Below are 17,772 nucleotides of genomic sequence, written 5' to 3'. Positions count from 1 at the left end.
CTTCAGCGCGGGCAACTAGACGGCCCCGGGAATGCGCACAGTAAACACCGTCCCGCTTGCCAAGTCTGATTGCACTGCGATCGTGCCTCCATGGGCTTCCGCGATTTCTCGTGCAACGAACAAGCCCAAGCCAAGACTGGTGCGCGGTCGCTCGTCCTGGCCTCCTTCGTCGGAAAGTTGGACCAACGGCTTGAAGATGGCGCCCAAGGAGGCTGCCGGAATCGGCTGCCCGTGGTTAGTAACCTGGACCAAGATACCGTGAGCGTCGCCATGGATGCCCAGAACCACCGGCATGTCGAGGTCACCATACTGGGCGGCGTTGAAAAGGAGATTCGCAAACAACTGATGCAGCCTGACGCCATCAAATGAGCCCGTCGTATCGCCGGTGGCTTGGAATTCAAAGCGACTTTGCGGGTGGGCCGCTTTGGCATCTTCCAGCGCAGACTCACACACGATTTTCACATCCACCAACGCAGGAACGATGGGCATGCCACTGCCCAGTTGTGTGCGTGTGAAGCCCAACAGATCGGCGACCATGCTGTTCATCAGCCGCGTGCTGCTGCGGATTCGGTCACCAGTTTCGGCAATCTGCGCGGCTGACAGCGTTGGCTTTCTAAGGCTCTCGCCCGCAAGACGCATCGAAAACAGCGGCATTCGCAGATCGTGACCAAGAATGGCCAAGAACAGCTCGCGCGTCTGGTCGGCCTTGGACGAATAGCTCACGACGGATTCGGCAAGGGCCTGATCAACGGCCTCGTTGAACCGCACCATCTGGTTGGAGATCTCCTGGGTCATTTGCCCCAACCTGGGCAACCACAGCCGCAGCACAGTTGCGCGCAGGGCGCGGAATTCCGCGCACAGCTGGAGCAGCGAGAAGTCACTCGCTTGGCGCTGCCCTCCATGGCTGAACGCCGCGCTCTGAACGCCGCCGACCAGATGCGGGGCGTTTCCGCGGGACTTCTGGTATTGCTGCTCTGGGTTCTGGTTGGGTACCAATGTCCAGCGCAATGGCTTGCAACATGCCTCTGGCATGATCCCGCAAAACCATGTCTGACGGTGTGACCGTTGGCACCAGCGTCAAAGAAAATGCCTCCCACTCCGCAAGGATTTCCTCGATGTTTTCATTCAGGAAACGATCTAACTTCAATGCTGGCTCCTAGCAGATATGTGGAATACCAACGGGAAGGTATGTGCGCGGGCGAGCGTAGTATGCCCGCGAAGGCTCTGGGTGGTCACACCGCAAGCGGCACACTTGGACAGATCTGGTCAAGCCAGCATCCGCTCCAGCACTGCAGCGCAAGCGACGGGCTGACGGCTTTCACTACCCAGGATACGAATGTGTGAGCGATTCGAATTGAATTGAATCGAACTTCGTCGACAGGGACCATTCGTTTGGACCCAATCCGCCGATGACATCTCTCGCAAGCATCACGCGATTTTTTGGCGAATCTTTAACTCGAGACACTGGCTTGAAGGCGCCGCGCGCCCGCGAGCACTGCCACGGGTTTTGATGCAGAAAATTGCGCAGCAGACTTGGCGGTGTCTGCAAGGCGAAACACCGCGACGGCTTGCACCAATTCGCTCGCTTGCGAGCGCAGGCTGCTTGCAGCTGCCGCCATCTGTTCCACCAGTGCCGCATTTTGCTGTGTGGCATGGTCTACCTGCGTAATGGCTTCAGTGATCTGATCCACACCACTGCTCTGTTCTTTGCTGGAGGCGCTGATCTCTCCCATCAGGTCTGTCGCCTTGCGGATAGAAGTCACGACTTCCGTCATGGTGGTCCCCGCCTTGTTCACCAGCGTGCTCCCTTTGCTGACCTGCTCGACGCTGGCGGTAATAAGCGCCTTGATTTCCTTGGCCGCACTGGCGCTGCGCTGTGCCAAGGTTCTGACCTCCCCTGCGACCACGGCGAATCCGCGGCCTTGGTCGCCAGCCCGAGCAGCCTCAACAGCTGCATTCAGGGCAAGGATGTTGGTTTGGAAGGCGATCGAATCGATCACACCGATGATGCTGTTGATCTTGCTGCTGCTGTCGTGAATGCCCTTCATGGTGTCGACCACTTCAGAAACCACTGCTCCACCTTGCGCCGCTACGGCGGATGCGGCTTGCGCAAGTTCGTTGGCACGGCGAGCGCTGTCCGCATTCTGTCTGACGGTGGACCCCATTTCTTCCATGGAAGCCGCTGTTTGCTGCAGGGCGGACGCCTGATGCTCAGTGCGTGCAGAAAGGTCGTTGTTGCCGGCGGCGATTTCACCGCTGGAGGATGCGATGTTCTCTGCGCCCAGTCGGACAGTAGCAACGACCGACGCCAAATGGTCACGCATTGAACCCAGGCCAGCCATGATGCTGTTTTGATCTCCTGCCTTGATGGGTACCGAAGCCTGCAAATCTCCGCTTGCGACGGCCAGCGCTACACGTTTGAGTTCGGGGGGGTCGCCTCCCAGGTCGCGGACCACGGAACGAAGGTATATGCCCAGTCCGCCCAGGCAAACCAATACCGCCAACATCGCCAGCATTGCAATGTTTCGATCCGTGGCTGCCAGTTTTTGTATGTCGTTGATCCGCAAAGACAGTTGATCCCCTTGGCGGCTTTTTTCTGCAGCCAGCGGTGCCAAGAGGCGATTGCGGGCGGGAATGGTCTTGTCCACCAGATAGGCAAATGCCTCGTCTTTGCGTCCTTCTTGAATGAGCTTTATGTTGGCTTCCCCATCGGCCCAGAAGGATTGCATCAGACCGGGCAACGGCGCAAACGCCTGCTTGCCATCGCCGTCGACCATGCTCTTGCCAAAATCGTCCAGCGTCTTTTGAAGCAGCGCCCGTTTGTCGCCGATGTCAGCCAGCGTTGCAGCTTGTTCCTGGGGTGTACGCGAAAGAATGGCATGCCGCACCTGCAGTGACACCCGCGTCACGTTCAACTCCAATTCCGCAATTCTCTGCAACTGGGGAACGTTGTTGGAGCGGACCACCTCGGCATCTTCGCTCAGTGCGCCCATCATGATCCAGATCGCGATCATGACGGCTCCGAGCAACAAGAACAATGCCGTGTTGATCGCTATGAGTCGTCGACCCAAGGTCCAGCTGGATGCGTTGTGAGCCATGGTCCCTCCCGCTAATTGGTGACCCGGATTGCGCTGCGCTCCATCGCAAACCCCGAGGTCTAACGTGCTGTGCTTTGTGGATGCATTGTTTCCGCGAAATCAAAAAATAGCCAGCGCTGCTTGCGCATTTCATTTCTGACGGGCATCGTAGATACAAGTTCGGACATCAGTTTTTCATCGGATGACCCAGGAATGCATCCATCTTTTTTCCGTGAAATTCAAGCTTTATCCACCTCCAGGTGGCGTCAGTGCGCCACGCTGAACGTCTGCACACGGGGGGAAGGTTGGCGCCCGTGATAGCCGCATGGATCACACGCAGTCTTCAGGCGGAGAGTGCCCCCATGAGGGGGTTTCAACAACGACCCACCACCCGCTCCCATGCCTGTAGCCCCAGAAGCTCTCGAAAGTTCTTGGCCCCGACCGGCGAGATCGCCAGAGCGCGGCTGCCCGCGGTGCGTGTGAGCCACCCCTGGTCCAGGCAATGGGCGCAGATCATGGCGCCAAGCCTGCCCGCGATGTGGGATTTGCGTTCGCTCCAGTCCAGGCACGGCCGACAGTAGGGCCTGCTGCGGTGCGGTGGCTGTGCATCCGTCGGGTCGGGTAGCCCCCAGCGTTGCAGCACCTCGGCAGCCCGGTCGGTGACCAGCCCGGCTTCTCCGTCAAACTGGATCGCCTGGTCTGCCAGCAGCCGTTCGGCAATGGCCAACCCCAGGCGCCCGGCCAGGTGGTCGTAGCACATGCGGGCGGTGCGCAGGGCGTCATCACGTGGGCCAACCACCACGGTGGTGCGGGGCAATTGGTGGGTGGCAATCTGCATGATGCCCTCGAGCACCTTGGCCACGTCGGCCGACGCCAGCCGGTGGTAGCGGTGTCGGCCGCGCTGCTCCACACACATCAGCCCGGCGTCCACCATCTGGGCCAGGTGGCTGCTGGCGGTGGGGGCCGACACATTGCCTGCCCTGGCCAATTCGGTAGCGGTCAGCAGGCGGCCATCCATCAACTGGACCAGCATCGCGGTGCGCGCGGGTTCGCCCAGCAGGGATGCGATTCGGGCAATCTGGTTGGTGTTCATGGTGGCGCTTTCGGTGCGTGCAAGCCTAAAGCACACGGCGGGGTGGACGCTTCGCCCTGCAGCGAAGTATCGGTGGGCTGTGAGCCCGCACCATGGGGCGCACCGTTGCATACACAGCCATTTCAACACTCGCCCCCATGCCCGCTCTGACATCTACACCGTCCATCCCCTTCTACGGCGACACGGTGGTGCGTACTGCATTTGTGCTGGCGTTGTTCGGTTGGGGTACCGCGCGTGGTGGCCCCGAAGTGTGGCAATGGCCCAGGCGCCATATGCGTTTGCGCCCGCGGTTCTGGCGGGCTCATCGTGCGGGATTCGGCAGGGTTGCCGCCGCTGGGCACTACCACCACCGGCGTGTACTTCTTCGTTGTCTTTGTTCTGCAGGTGCTGGCGGCAGGGTGTGTGCTGAGCGGGGGAAGGACCGTGCAGCCGCCTGAAGGAACTTGGATGGAAAATTTTTAGTGTTTTTGGCCTCTAGCGCTTATTGGTAAAGCGCTAGTAGCTATCAAAATAGTAGTAATCTGATCCATTCCTTCACACACGGCTACCACTCTGCAAAGCTGCCGTCCTGGTGCCGCCACACCGGGTTGCGCCAGCGGTGGCCCTCGGCTGCGCGTTCCCGCACATAGGCCTCGTTCACTTCAATGCCCAATCCGGGCCCGCGGGGGATGGCCACCATGCCGTCGCTGTAGGCGAAAACTTCTGGGTTCGTCACATAGTCGAGCAGGTCGTTGGCCTCGTTGTAGTGAATGCCCAGGCTTTGCTCCTGGATGAAGGCGTTGTAGCAAACCGCGTCCAGCTGCAGGTTGGCGGCCAGCGCGATGGGCCCCAGCGGGCAGTGCAGGGCCAGTGCCACGTCATACGCCTCGGCCATGCTGGCGATCTTGCGCGTCTCGGTGATGCCGCCCGCGTGCGATGGGTCGGGCTGGATGATGTCCACATACCCTTCGGCCAGCACACGCTTGAAGTCCCAGCGCGAGTACAGCCGCTCGCCCAGCGCGATCGGAATGCTGGTCAGGTGCGCCAGCTCCTTGAGCGCTTCGTAGTGTTCGCTCAGCACGGGCTCTTCGATGAACATCAGGCGGTACGGGTCCAGCTCCTTCATCAACACCTTGGCCATGGGCTTGTGCACGCGGCCGTGAAAGTCCACCCCGATGCCCACGTTGGGCCCTACGGCATCGCGCACCGCGGCCACGTTGGCCAGGCAGCGCTCTACCTTGTCGTAGGTGTCCACGTACTGCAGCTCTTCGGTGCCGTTCATCTTGACGGCGGTGAACCCACGCTCCACGGCTGCTTTGGCAGCGGCTGCGGTCTCGCTGGGGCGGTCACCGCCGATCCAGCTGTACACCCGGATGCGGTCGCGCACTGGGCCACCGAGCAGGTCAGACACCGGCACCCCCAGCGCCTTGCCTTTGATGTCCCACAGCGCCTGGTCGATGCCGGCCAGCGCGCTCATGTGGATGCCACCCCCGCGGTAGAAGCCGCCGCGGTACAGCACCGTCCAGTGGTCCTCGATGTGGCGCGGGTCCTTGCCGATCAGGTAGTCGCCCAGTTCTTCTACCGCTGCGGCCACGGTGTGGGCGCGGCCCTCCAGCACGGGTTCGCCCCAACCGACGATGCCTTCGTCGGTTTCGATCTTGAGAAAACACCAGCGCGGGGGCACCAGAAATGTGGTCAATCGGGTGATCTTCATGGACGCGGAGGGTGGTTGAAGGATGTGAAGAAAAGGCAGAAAGACATGTGCATTCAGGTGCCGCGATGCAGGTTCTTCCAGGCCTGCATGAAGGCGTGGGCGTGCCGAGACACCTCAGCCGCCGTATCGCCAGGGCTGAACAGCGCCGAACCCAGGCCAAAGCCAGAGGCGCCCGCCGCGACATACGGCGCAATGCTTTCGGGCGTGATGCCGCCCACAGGAATGAGCGCCACCGGGGGCCGGATCACCGCGCGCCACGCCTTGAGCACGGCGGGGCTCAGCGCCTCGGCAGGGAAGAGCTTTAAAGCATCCGCACCTTCGGCCAGGGCGGCGTAGGCTTCGGTCAGTGTGGCAACGCCGGGCGCGCACGCCAGCCCACACGCCCGCGCCGCGCGGATCACGACCGGGTCGCTGTGTGGCATCACCACGATTTGGCCGCCCGCCGCGGCAATCTCGCTGCACGATTCGGGCCGCAGTACCGTGCCCGCACCCACCAGGGCGTCGGGCGGCAGCGCATCGCGCAGTGCGCGGATGCTGTCCAGCGGCTCAGGCGAGTTGAGCGGCACTTCGATCAAACGAAAACCCGCGTCATACAACACGCGCCCTATGCTGGCAGCCTCATCAGGTCGCAGTCCGCGCAGGATGGCAATCAACCCGCAGCGAGCGAGGGCTTGGTGGAAGGGGGGCGATAGAGGCATGAAAGGTTCCAGGCGGGTCGGTGATGCATCGTCTTTCACAACGCTTAAACCAGGGCAGCAGCCTGGGCCAGGCGCCACAGTCCCAGCGGGGTGGCATCGGTGCAGATCTGGGGTGAATCCTGGCCGTGCACTTCGAGTGCGGCTGCGTAGCGGCGGCACAGCGCGGGCTCGCCGCACAGCACCACGGGCAGCCCACCGTCCAGCAGCACATGCGCCAGCGCTGCCACTTCGTGGCCAATCAACAGGCCTGACAGGTAGTCGGCCTGTGCCTCGCCGGGCAGGCGGCCCGTCAGGCCCAGCGTGCGGCTGCTGAACACGTTGGACAACACGCCCAAGGCGCCCTCGGGGGTGCGTGCCACGCGCAGCCCCTGGGTAAAGGCGGCCTCGTCAAACACGCCGGTGTCCACCATGGTGCGGCCCAGGATGGAGTGGTGGCGCAGCGCGGCGTAGATCTCGCCGGTCATGAAGGTTTCAAAACGCGTCACACTGCCGGACTCGACCACCGCCCATTTGCTGTGGGTGCCGGGCAGTCCTACCAGCATGCGGGCGGGTGCTGTGTTGCTGGCGGCCAGGCTTTGCAGCACGCCAGCAATTTGCGTTTCTTCGCCGCGCATGACGTTGGGCAGGTCGCCCGGCTGCAGGAGGCCGGGAACAATGTGCAGCGGCTGCCCATGGGCGCGTGGCACCACGGTCAATGACCGGGCCAGGTCCACGCTGGAACTGGGCAGCGCCAGATAGTCCGCGGGTGCCCAGCCTTGTGCACTGCCCACCATGCCGCAAGCCAGCAGCGGGGTAGGGTTGTTGGCAGCAAGCCAATCACCGCACAGGGTTTGCAGCGCGTGTTCGAAACGTGCGGATGTCCCCAGCGCTCCCGGTTCTCCGGGCGGAAGATTCATGATGCCGTGGTCGCTGCGGCGGCTGCTCAACACGGCGCCGGTCGATGCCATGGCATAGGCCCGCAGCGAACTGGTGCCCCAGTCCAACGCGATCAGCGCGGGCGCTTGGGGCAGGGGGGTGAGCGGAGTCAAGTCAACGCCCCCAGCGCAGTACCAGCGGGTCCAGCCGCCGCGCGATGTCGATCAGCCCGCGGCGCACCTCGGGGTGCATGGCCGGGAAGGGGTGGCGGCCCGCCTCGCAGGCGATCACGCCACCTTCCTTCATGAGGGCTTTGGCCGTGAGGATGCCGCCCTGGCGGTTCTCGTGGTTGATGAGGGGCAGCCAGCGCTGATAGAGCGTGAAGGCCTGGTCCATGTCGCCCTGGCGGTGCGCTTCGATGATGGGGCGGATGCCATCCGGAAAGGCGCCGCCCGTCATCGCGCCGGTGGCACCGGCATCGAGGTCGGCCAGCAGGGTGATGGCTTCTTCGCCATCCCACGGGCCTTCGATGGCGTCGCCGCCCAGGCGGATCAGCTCGCGCAGCTTGCTGGCCGCGCCGGGCACTTCGATCTTGAAGTAAGCCAGGTTCTCGATCTCCTGCGCCATGCGCGCGAGGAATGGGGCTGATAGCACGGTGCCGCTGGCGGGTGCGTCCTGCACCATGATCGGGATGCTGATCGCGTCCGAAACGCGGGCGTAGAACTCGTAGATCTGCGCCTCGGGCACGCGGAAGGTGGCGCCGTGGTAGGGCGGCATCACCATCACCATGGCCGCGCCCATGTCCTGCGCGGCGCGGCTGCGCTCGGCGCACACGCGGGTGCCGTAGTGGGTGGTGGTGACGATCACGGGCACGCGCCCGGCCACGTGTTCCAGCGACAGGCGCGTGAGCGTTTCGCGCTCGGCGTCGGACAGTGAAAACTGTTCGGAGAAGTTGGCCAGGATGCACAGGCCGTCTACACCGGCGTCGATCATGAAATCGAGGCTGCGCTTCTGGCTGTCGATGTCGAGCGTTCCGTCTTCATGGAACGTGGTGGGCACGACGGGGAAGATGCCGCGATAGCGAGGGTTCTGGAGGGAATGGGTGGCTGGCATGGCGGATGCAGGTAAGAATTTGATTGAAATATGCCTCTAGCGCTTATCTAATAAGCGCTAGCAGCTATTGAATCTGTAGCAATTGATTGCGGCGAGCGCCTCAGGGGTCACATCAATGCGAGTGGCGGGGCACAGCAGCCCCCCGGCACCCGACCAGGAAGTCAAAGTCGCAACCATCGTCGGCTTGCAGCACGTGGTCCACGTACAACCTCTGGTATCCGCCGCGCCCGCCGTGGTCGGTGTTGGTCAGGGCCGCCAGGCGCGCTGCCAGTTCTTCGTCGCTGATGTCTAGGTGCAGTCGGCCGTTTTCGCAGTCCATCTCGATAAAGTCACCATCGCGCACGGCAGCCAGCGGGCCACCCGCCGCTGCTTCGGGCGCCACATGCAGCACCACGGTGCCGTAGGCCGTGCCGCTCATGCGCGCGTCGGAGATGCGCACCATGTCCTTCACGCCCTGGCGCAGCAGCTTTGGGGGCAGGCCCATGTTGCCCACCTCGGCCATGCCGGGGTAGCCCTTGGGCCCGCAGTTCTTGAGCACCATCACGCAGCTGGCGTCGATGTCCAGGTCTTCGTCGACGATGCGCTCCTTGTAGTGCTCCAGGTTTTCGAACACCACAGCGCGGCCCCGGTGTTTCAGCAGCTCGGGCGACGCCGCCGAGGGCTTGAGCACCGCGCCACGCGGCGCCAGGTTGCCGCGCAGGATGCAGATGCCGCCGTCGGCAATCAGCGGGTTGTTGATCGGGCGGATCACCTCGTCGTTGTACTGCGGGGCTTCGCGCACGTTGTCCCACAGGCTCTTGCCGTTGACGGTGAGTGCATTGGGGTGGGGCAGCAGGTTGTTTTCGCCCAGGCGGCGCAGCACGGCGGGCAGGCCCCCCGCGTAATAAAACTCTTCCATCAGGAAGCGGCCCGAGGGCTGCAGGTCCACCAGCGTGGGCGTGCCACGGCCGACGCGTGTCCAGTCTTCCAGGTCTAGCTGCACGCCGATGCGGCCCGCGATGGCTTTCAGATGGATGACGGCGTTGGTCGAGCCGCCAATGGCGGCGTTGGTGCGGATGGCGTTCTCGAACGCTTCGCGGGTGAGGATCTTGGACAGGCGCAGGTCCTCATGCGCCATCTCGACGATGCGTCGGCCCGACATGTGCGCCAGCACGTAGCGGCGCGCGTCCACCGCCGGGATCGCCGCGTTGTGCGGCAGCGAGGTGCCCAGCGACTCGGCCATGCAGGCCATGGTGCTGGCCGTGCCCATGGTGTTGCAGGTGCCGGCCGAACGGGACATGCCCGCTTCGGCCGCAAAGAACTGGTGTTCGTTGATTTCACCGGCCTTCAGCGACTCGTGCAAGCGCCAAACGGCCGTGCCCGAGCCGATGTCCTTGCCGTCGAGCTTGCCGTTGAGCATGGGGCCGCCCGTGACCACGATGGCGGGCACGTCGCAGCTGGCGGCGCCCATCAAGAGGGCAGGCGTGGTCTTGTCGCAGCCGACCAGCAGCACCACGGCGTCGATGGGGTTGCCGCGGATGGCTTCCTCCACATCCATGCTGGCCAGGTTGCGCGTGAGCATGGCCGTGGGGCGCAGGTTGGATTCGCCGTTGGAGAACACCGGGAACTCCACCGGAAAGCCGCCCGCCTCGTAGATGCCGCGCTTCACATGTTCGGCAATCTTGCGAAAGTGGGCGTTGCACGGGGTCAGTTCGGACCAGGTGTTGCAGATGCCGATGACGGGGCGGCCGTCGAATGCGTGGTCCGGGATGCCCTGGTTCTTCATCCAGCTGCGGTACATGAAGCCGTTCTTGTCGGCGGTGCCGAACCATGCGGCGGAGCGGAGCTTGCGGGGAGGTGTGGTCATGATTTTTTTTAGGAGCGCGAAAGAGGGGGGCAGAGGCTGGGAGTTTTTTGCCTGTGTCCGAAAGGTGCGTCAAAACGCCGCTGATCGAGGCGCAAAGCACAGCCATAGCCCGGGCTATGGCGCGCATTTGCAACGACGAGCAGGGGTGTTTTGACGTGCAAGGCGGGCATAGGAAAAAGACTCTCAGCCTCTAGGGTCAGGACGGCTTGTTGGTGCGGTGGGTCAACACCCGCTGCAGCAGGCAGAAGACGAAAAGCAGCACGCCCACAACGATGCGGGTCCACCACGAGCTGAGCGTGCCGTCAAAAGAGATCAGGGTCTGGATGATTCCGAGCATCAGCACGCCAAACAGCGTGCCAGCCACATAGCCCACGCCGCCGGTCAGCAGGGTGCCGCCGATGACCACCGCAGCGATGGCGTCAAGCTCCATGCCCACGGCGTGCAGCCCATAACCCGAGAGCATGTAGAACGTGAACACCACGCCGGCCAATGCAGAGCAAAAGCCCGAGAACGTGTACACGCCGATGAGGGTGCGCCGCACCGGCAGGCCCATCAGCAGTGCAGATGTTTCGCTGCCACCCACCGCATACACGGCGCGGCCAAACGGCGTGCAGTGCGCGATGAACACGGCGGCCAGCAGCACCACGATGGCGATCACAGCACCCAGCGACAGCGATGCACCTTCCCACAGCGGCAGGCGCCACTGCGATAGCTCTGAATAGCCTTCGTTGGAAATGCTGATGGAATCAATGCTGATCAGGTAACACAGCCCGCGCGCGAGGAACATGCCAGCCAGCGTGACGATGAAGGGCTGCAGCCGGAAGCGCTCGATCAAGAAGCCCATGAGCGCGCCAAAGGCCGTGCCCATCAGCAGCACCAGCGGAATCACCACCAGCGGGCTCCAGCCCCTGTGCTCCACCAGTGCGGCCAGCACCATGGTGGTCAGCGCCACCACGGACCCCACCGACAGGTCAATGCCGCCGGAGAGGATCACAAACGTCATGCCCACCGCGACGATGATCAGGAAGGCGTTGTCGATCAGCAGGTTTAAAAACACCTGGGCCGAGAAGAACCCCGTGTACATCACCGACCCCATGGTGGCCATGGCCACGAAGAGGGAGATGGTGGCGATCAGCGGCAGGAACTTGGGGTTCAGGCGCGCAGCCGTGGAAGCGGCTGGGGGCGCCGCTACCGCAGCATCCGTCTTGAGCGACGAAGTGGGCAACGTGCTCATGACGGCGCTCCACGCACGCCCGGCCTGCGCACCAGCACGCCGACCTGGGCGCGAAACTCGGGCGACTGCAGCAGCATCACCACAAACACGACCACGGCCTTGACCACCAGGTTGATCTCGGGCGGCACGCCCAGCGAGTAGATGGCATAGGTCAGCGTCTGGATGATGAGCGCGCCAATCACGCTGCCCACCAGGCTGAACCGCCCGCCGGTCAGCGCCGTCCCGCCCAGGGTCACCGCCAGGATGGCGTCCAGTTCCAGCAACTGCCCTGCGTTGTTGCCGTCGGCACTCTTCACGTTGGAGCTGATCAGCAACCCGGCAATCCCCGCGCACACGCCGCAAAACGTGTAGGCCGCAATGATCAGGCCGCGCGACTGCACGCCAGCCACGCGCGCTGCGGTGGGGTTGATGCCCACTGCCTGAATGAACAGGCCCAGCGCCGTGCGGGTGACCGCCAGGTACAGCAACGCAAACACCGCCGCCACGATGAACAGCGCGAACGGCAGGCCCAGCAGGTAGCCGCCCCCCAGAAAGAAGTAGGGCGTGTAGTAGATGGTGATGATCTGTCCGTCGGTGATCAACTGGGCAATGCCCCGGCCAGCGACCATGAGGATCAGCGTGGCGATGATGGGCTGCATGCCCACCTTGGCTACCAGCACGCCGTTCCACAGGCCACACAGCAGCGCCACGCCAATAGCGCCGAGAATGGCCACCGGCAGCGGAAAGCGGCTTTCGGTGCCAGACACCGAGCCACCAATCATCCAGGCCGCCACGGCCGCCGCAATGGCCACCACCGCACCCACGGAGATATCGATACCGCGCGTGGCGATCACCATCGTCATGCCCAGCGAAACCAGCACCAGGGGGGCGGCGCGGTTCAGGATGTCAATCAGGCTGCCGTAGAGATGGCCATCGCGCCACTCGATGCGCAGGAAGCTGTCGTTGAACACCGTGTTCACGGTGAGCAGCAGCGCCAGCGTGATCAGCGGCCAGGCCAGGCGGTGGCGCAGCAACGCAGCGACCAGGGAAGGGGAGGGGGAACGTTCAGACATGGTCGGCAGCAATCAGTTCGTACACGGCGTCTTCGCTGCTGCCTGCGGGCAGTTCGCCCACTTTGCGGCGGTCGCGAAGCACCACGATGCGGTGCGCCACGCGCACCACTTCGCTCATTTCAGAGGAGATGAAGACCACTGCCATGCCGCCCCGGGCCAGGCGCAGGATCTGTTCCATGATTTCCTGTTTAGCCGCCACGTCGATGCCACGTGTGGGCTCGTCCAGGATCAAGAGGCGCGGCTTGATGGCCATCCAGCGGGCGAGAATCGCCTTTTGTTGGTTGCCGCCCGACAGCAGTCCGATGGGCTTGTCCACGCTTTCGGTCTTGATGCCGAGCAGCTTCACGTAGCGCTCGGCCAGTGCGGTTTGCTCGGCCCGCGACAAGAAATTGCCCACGCCCATGCGCGCCTGCAGCGCCAGCGCAATGTTCTCCCGCACGGACAGTTCGGCCACGATGCCGTCGGTCTTGCGCTCCTCCGGACACAGGGCCAGACCCTGGCGGATCGCGTCCATGGGGTTGCTAAATGTCACGGTCTGCCCGTCGATGCGCAGCACGCCCCGGTCGGGCGACTGCAGGCCGAACAGCAGCCGTGCCAGCTCGGTGCGGCCTGAGCCGAGCAGGCCCGCCAGGCCGACGACCTCACCTGCGCGCACCCGCAGGTCCACGGGTTGCAGCTGCCCGCTCTGCCCCAGGCCTTCGGCCTGCAGCAGTACGGGTGTGGCGTCGTCAAAGTCGGGCGATACGGCAGCCTCGGTGGACTGCGCGGCCAGTTCGCGCCCCAGCATGGCCGCAATCAGGGCCTGTGGCCCCAGGTCGGCCACTGCCCATTCGCCCACCCAGCTGCCATTGCGCAATACGGTGATGCGGTCGGAAATGGCATAGACCTGGTTCAGAAAATGGGTCACGAACACAATGGACAGCCCCTCGTCGCGCAGGCGGCGCAGCACGGTGAAGAGCTTCTGTACTTCGTCATCGTCCAGGCTGGAGGTGGGTTCGTCCAGGATCAGCACCTTGGATTCGATGCTCAGTGCCCGGGCAATGGCCACGAGCTGCTGCACGGCCACGGGGTAGTCCGACAGCAGTCGCGTCACATCCAGGTCCATGCCAATGCGCGCCACCAGCTCGCGGGCGCGCTGGTTCAGCGTGGCCCAGTCAATGCGAAAGCCCTGGGTGATGCCGCAGCGTGGGTAGCGGCCCGCAAAGATGTTTTCTGCCACCGACAGGTTGGGGCAGAGGTTGACCTCCTGGTACACGGTGCTGATGCCCAGGTGCTGCGCTGCCAGGGGCGAGTCGGGCCACACCGTCTGGCCGTTCAGCTGCATCTGTCCGCCGCTGGGCTCCAGCACGCCCGTCAGCACCTTGATCAAGGTGGACTTGCCCGCGCCGTTCTGACCCATCAGGGCATGGATCTCGCCGGGGTACAGGCGCAGTTGCACATCGCTCAGGACCGGGATGCCAGAGAAATGTTTGTGGATGCCCCTGAGTTCCAGGACCGGGGCGTGAACCTTGGCTGTGTCCATGGGGCTCAGGCCTTGTTCTTGTTATAGACGTCTACCAAGACGGCTGCCAGCAATACCACGCCCTTGATCACCTGCTGGTAGTCGATGCCGATGCCCAGGATGGACATGCCGTTGTTCATCACGCCCATCACAAACGCACCGATCACCGCGCCCATCACCTTGCCCACGCCGCCGGAGGCAGAGGCTCCGCCGATGAAGCACGCGGCGATCACATCCAGCTCAAAGCCCAGGCCCGCCTTGGGCGTGGCCGTGTTCAGCCGTGCGGCAAACACCAGACCCGCCAGAGCGGCCAGCACCCCCATGTTCACAAAGGCGTAGAACGACAGGCGTTCGGTCTTGATGCCCGAGAGCTTGGCGGCTTTTTCGTTGCCGCCCAAGGCATAGATGCGCCGCCCGATCGTGGTGCGGCTGGTGACAAAGTCAAACAGCACGATGAGCAGTGCCATCACGATCAGCACATTGGGCAAGCCCTTGTAAGACGCGAGCAGATAGCTGAAATAAATCAACAGCGCTGCAAACACGGCCGTCTTGGCCAGGAACAGGGCTGCGGGCTCGGCATGCACCCCGTGCCGCAGCCGGTTGGCCCGTGCGCGAACACCTGCCACCGCCAGTGCGGCGGCCACTGCAACCCCCAGCAGCAAGGACGTGACGCGCAGCCCTTCGGCGTTGAACACATCCGGGATGAAACCGGAGCTGAGCATCTGGAATGCTTCGGGGAACGGCCCTACGGACTGCCCCGCCAGCAGCGCCAACGCCAAGCCCTTGAACACCAGCATGCCCGCCAGCGTGACGATGAAGGACGGGATGCGCGAGAACGCCACAAACCAGCCCTGCACAGCGCCAATCAGCCCACCACACAGCAGGCACGCCAGGGCGGCAGGCACAAAGTGCCACTGGTACTGAACCATCAGCACGGCGGCCAGTGCGCCGATGAATCCGCAGACCGAACCGACGGAGAGATCAATGTGGCCGGCCACGATCACCAGCAACATGCCCAGCGCCATGATGACGATGTAGCTGTTCTGCAGAATCAGGTTGGTCAGGTTGAGCGGCTGCATCAGCGTGCCGTCGGTCATGTACTGGAAGAAGCCCATGATGGCGACCAGCGTGATCAACATGCCGTACTCGCGGAAGTTGTGCTTCAGGTGGTCCAGCGGCGATCGGTCACTACGGGCGGCGGGCTGAGCGGCGTTCACTGGGGGCATGGGAGGTGTGAGGGTGGAGGGTGTCTGGGACATATCAACTGGCTTTCACAATCGCTCGCATGATCTTTTCCTGCGACGCTTCGGCGGTAGGCATCTCGGCCACGAAGCGGCCTTCGTTCATCACATAGATGCGGTCCGTGATGCCCAGCAGCTCGGGCATCTCCGACGAAATCACGATCACGCACTTGCCGTCGGCCGCCAGTTGCGCGATGAGGGTGTAGATCTCGTACTTGGCGCCCACGTCGATGCCGCGGGTGGGCTCGTCGAGGATGAGCACCTCGGGATTGGTGAAGAGCCACTTGCTCAGCACCACCTTTTGCTGGTTGCCTCCGGAGAGGTTGACGGTCTTCTGGTCCACACCCGAGCAGCGGATGCGCAGCTTCTCGCGATAGGTTTCGGCGACCCGATGTTCGCGGCCGTTGTCGATCACCGTGGCGCGCGAAACACCGCTGAGGTGTGCCAGCGACACATTGAACTGGATGTCTTCGTTCAGCACCAGCCCGTTGCCCTTGCGGTCTTCGGTCACATAGGCCAGGCCGTGGTGTACCGCCTTCTCCACCGTGCTCACGTCGATGGGCTGGCCGTTCAGTAGCACCTGCCCGCTGATGCGGTGGCCCCAGGATTTGCCGAAAATGCTCATCGCCAACTCGGTGCGCCCTGCGCCCATGAGCCCCGCGATGCCCACGATCTCGCCGCGCCGCACCTGCAGGTTGATGCCCTTGATGAACTCGGTATCGCCGCGTTGGGGGTGGTAGGCACGCCAGTCGCGCACCTCAAACACGGTCTCGCCGATGTTCGGCTGGCGCTGCGGATAGCGGTCGGCCATCTCGCGGCCGACCATCGCCTGGATCACGCGGTCTTCGCTCACGGCTCCCGACTGGCAGTCCATGGTCTCCACCGTGCTGCCATCGCGCAGCACCGTGATCGAATCGGCCACGCGGGAGATTTCGTTGAGCTTGTGCGAGATCAGGATGCACGTGATGCCCTGGCTTTTGAGTTCCAGCAGCAGGTCGAGCAGCGCTGCACTGTCGTTCTCGTTCAGGCTGGCGGTGGGTTCATCCAGAATCAACAGCCGCACCTGGCGCGACAGCGCCTTGGCAATCTCTACCAGTTGCTGCTTGCCTACGCCGAGGTGGCCGACCGGGGTGTCGGGCCGCTCCTTGAGACCCACCTTTTGCAGCAATGCCAGCGTCTTGCTGTGCGCTTGCATCCAGTCGATCACCCCGTAGCGCGATGTTTCATTGCCCAGAAAGATGTTCTCTGCAATCGACAACAGCGGCACCAGGGCCAGCTCCTGGTGAATGATGATGACGCCCAGATGTTCGCTGTCGCGGATGCCGTCAAAGCGGCGCTCCTGGCCGTCAAAGTGAATGTCGCCGCTGTAGCTGCCGTGCGGGTAGACGCCAGAGAGCACCTTCATCAGCGTCGATTTGCCTGCGCCGTTCTCGCCCACGATGGCATGGATCTCTCCCGCCTTCACGCGCAGGTTGACCTTGTTCAGTGCGACAACGCCGGGAAAGGTCTTGCGGATGTCCCGCATTTCAAGAAGCATTGCTTGGGCTCGGTGAGGAAATTTTTATAGTCCTCTGGGATCTCAGAGGGGAGGGCTGGATGTCTCCTAAGCCCTCCACGCGTAACACTCAGCGGCTCACAAAACTCAGCGAAGCGGTTCTGGCTAGGCGCTGCGTCGCAGGCAATACGGTCAGTACGACAAGACGCAGCAACAACGCCAGAAGAGTTTTTTGAGCCGCGCCCCTTACTTGATCTGCGACTCTTTGTAGTACCCGCTACCCACCAGCACGGCATTCCAGTTGGATGCATCGACCGACACCGGCTTGAGCAGGTACGAGGGCACCACCTTCACGCCGTTGTTGTAGGTCTTGGTGTCGTTGATCTCGGGCTGCTTGCCCGACAGCGTGGCGTCCACCATATTGGCGGCCACCTTGGCCAGCTCGCGCGTGTCCTTGAACACGGTCGAATACTGCTCGCCCTTCAGGATGGACTTGACCGATGGCACTTCGGCGTCCTGGCCGCTGACCACAGGACATGGTTGCTGCGCCGTGCAGTAGCCCACGCCCTTCAGGGACGACAGGATGCCGATGGACAGGCCGTCGTACGGCGACAGCACGGCGTGGACCTTGTCCTTGCCGTAGTAGGCCGACAGCAGGTTGTCCATGCGCGCCTGGGCGACCGATCCGTCCCAGCGCAGCGTGCCCACCTTGTTCATGCCGGTCTGCTTGCTGCGCACCACCAGCTTGCCGCTGTCGATGTAGGGCTGCAGCACGCTCATGGCGCCGTCGTAGAAGAAGAAGGCGTTGTTGTCGTCAGGCGATCCACCGAACAGTTCGATATTGAACGGGCCCTTGCCTTGCTTGAGGCCCAGC

General features: G+C 63.3%; 14 protein-coding genes. All 14 read right to left on the bottom strand.

Annotation, left to right across the window (positions count from 1 at the left end; genetic code table 11):
- Positions 1 to 15: 15 nt before the first annotated feature.
- A complete protein-coding gene (locus tag ACK41V_RS05355; protein WP_409778876.1) occupies positions 16 to 1,008 on the bottom strand; it encodes a sensor histidine kinase in 993 nt (330 codons plus the stop codon).
- Between the two features lie 443 nt (positions 1,009 to 1,451).
- Positions 1,452 to 3,098: a methyl-accepting chemotaxis protein gene (locus ACK41V_RS05350; RefSeq protein WP_409778873.1), complete on the bottom strand. Its 1,647-nt coding sequence runs from the start codon at positions 3,096 to 3,098 to the stop codon at positions 1,452 to 1,454.
- Between the two features lie 352 nt (positions 3,099 to 3,450).
- Positions 3,451 to 4,170, bottom strand: coding sequence for an ArsR/SmtB family transcription factor (locus tag ACK41V_RS05345; RefSeq protein WP_409778870.1), 720 nt, complete (start codon positions 4,168 to 4,170; stop codon positions 3,451 to 3,453).
- A 544-nt stretch (positions 4,171 to 4,714) separates the two neighbouring features.
- Positions 4,715 to 5,863 carry a galactonate dehydratase gene (gene dgoD / locus ACK41V_RS05340; RefSeq protein ID WP_409778868.1) on the bottom strand — a complete coding sequence of 383 codons (1,149 nt, stop codon included), beginning with the start codon at positions 5,861 to 5,863 and terminating at the stop codon, positions 4,715 to 4,717.
- Positions 5,864 to 5,916: 53 nt separating this feature from the next.
- Positions 5,917 to 6,561 carry a 2-dehydro-3-deoxy-6-phosphogalactonate aldolase gene (locus ACK41V_RS05335; RefSeq protein WP_409778865.1) on the bottom strand — a complete coding sequence of 215 codons (645 nt, stop codon included), beginning with the start codon at positions 6,559 to 6,561 and terminating at the stop codon, positions 5,917 to 5,919.
- A 44-nt stretch (positions 6,562 to 6,605) separates the two neighbouring features.
- Positions 6,606 to 7,589 carry a 2-dehydro-3-deoxygalactonokinase gene (locus tag ACK41V_RS05330; protein WP_409778862.1) on the bottom strand — a complete coding sequence of 328 codons (984 nt, stop codon included), beginning with the start codon at positions 7,587 to 7,589 and terminating at the stop codon, positions 6,606 to 6,608.
- 1 nt (position 7,590) lies between these two features.
- Positions 7,591 to 8,529 (bottom strand): dihydrodipicolinate synthase family protein, encoded by a 939-nt coding sequence (locus ACK41V_RS05325; protein WP_409778859.1) that lies wholly within the window; start codon positions 8,527 to 8,529, stop codon positions 7,591 to 7,593.
- Positions 8,530 to 8,641: 112 nt separating this feature from the next.
- Complete coding sequence (locus ACK41V_RS05320) at positions 8,642 to 10,375, bottom strand: IlvD/Edd family dehydratase (protein WP_409778856.1); 1,734 nt, start codon at positions 10,373 to 10,375, stop codon at positions 8,642 to 8,644.
- 196 nt (positions 10,376 to 10,571) lie between these two features.
- Positions 10,572 to 11,609: a galactofuranose ABC transporter, permease protein YjfF gene (gene yjfF / locus ACK41V_RS05315; protein WP_409778854.1), complete on the bottom strand. Its 1,038-nt coding sequence runs from the start codon at positions 11,607 to 11,609 to the stop codon at positions 10,572 to 10,574.
- Positions 11,606 to 12,661 carry an ABC transporter permease gene (locus tag ACK41V_RS05310; RefSeq protein ID WP_409778851.1) on the bottom strand — a complete coding sequence of 352 codons (1,056 nt, stop codon included), beginning with the start codon at positions 12,659 to 12,661 and terminating at the stop codon, positions 11,606 to 11,608. Before ACK41V_RS05310 ends, yjfF begins: the two co-directional genes overlap by 4 nt.
- Entirely contained in the window at positions 12,654 to 14,183 is a 1,530-nt protein-coding gene (locus tag ACK41V_RS05305; protein WP_409778848.1) for a sugar ABC transporter ATP-binding protein, read from the bottom strand. Before ACK41V_RS05305 ends, ACK41V_RS05310 begins: the two co-directional genes overlap by 8 nt.
- Before the next feature lie 5 nt (positions 14,184 to 14,188).
- On the bottom strand, positions 14,189 to 15,421 hold the full coding sequence (gene mmsB, locus ACK41V_RS05300; RefSeq protein ID WP_409778845.1) for a multiple monosaccharide ABC transporter permease: 1,233 nt from the start codon (positions 15,419 to 15,421) through the stop codon (positions 14,189 to 14,191).
- A gap of 1 nt (position 15,422) precedes the next feature.
- Positions 15,423 to 16,940, bottom strand: coding sequence for a multiple monosaccharide ABC transporter ATP-binding protein (mmsA, locus tag ACK41V_RS05295; protein ID WP_409778842.1), 1,518 nt, complete (start codon positions 16,938 to 16,940; stop codon positions 15,423 to 15,425).
- Between the two features lie 204 nt (positions 16,941 to 17,144).
- On the bottom strand, positions 17,145 to 17,772 hold a 628-nt coding region (locus tag ACK41V_RS05290; RefSeq protein WP_409778839.1), incomplete at its 5' end, for a substrate-binding domain-containing protein.

The sequence above is a fragment of the Acidovorax sp. genome, from assembly GCF_046291265.1.
Classification (GTDB): domain Bacteria; phylum Pseudomonadota; class Gammaproteobacteria; order Burkholderiales; family Burkholderiaceae_C; genus Acidovorax.
This window is presented reverse-complemented; position numbering and strand designations above follow the sequence as displayed.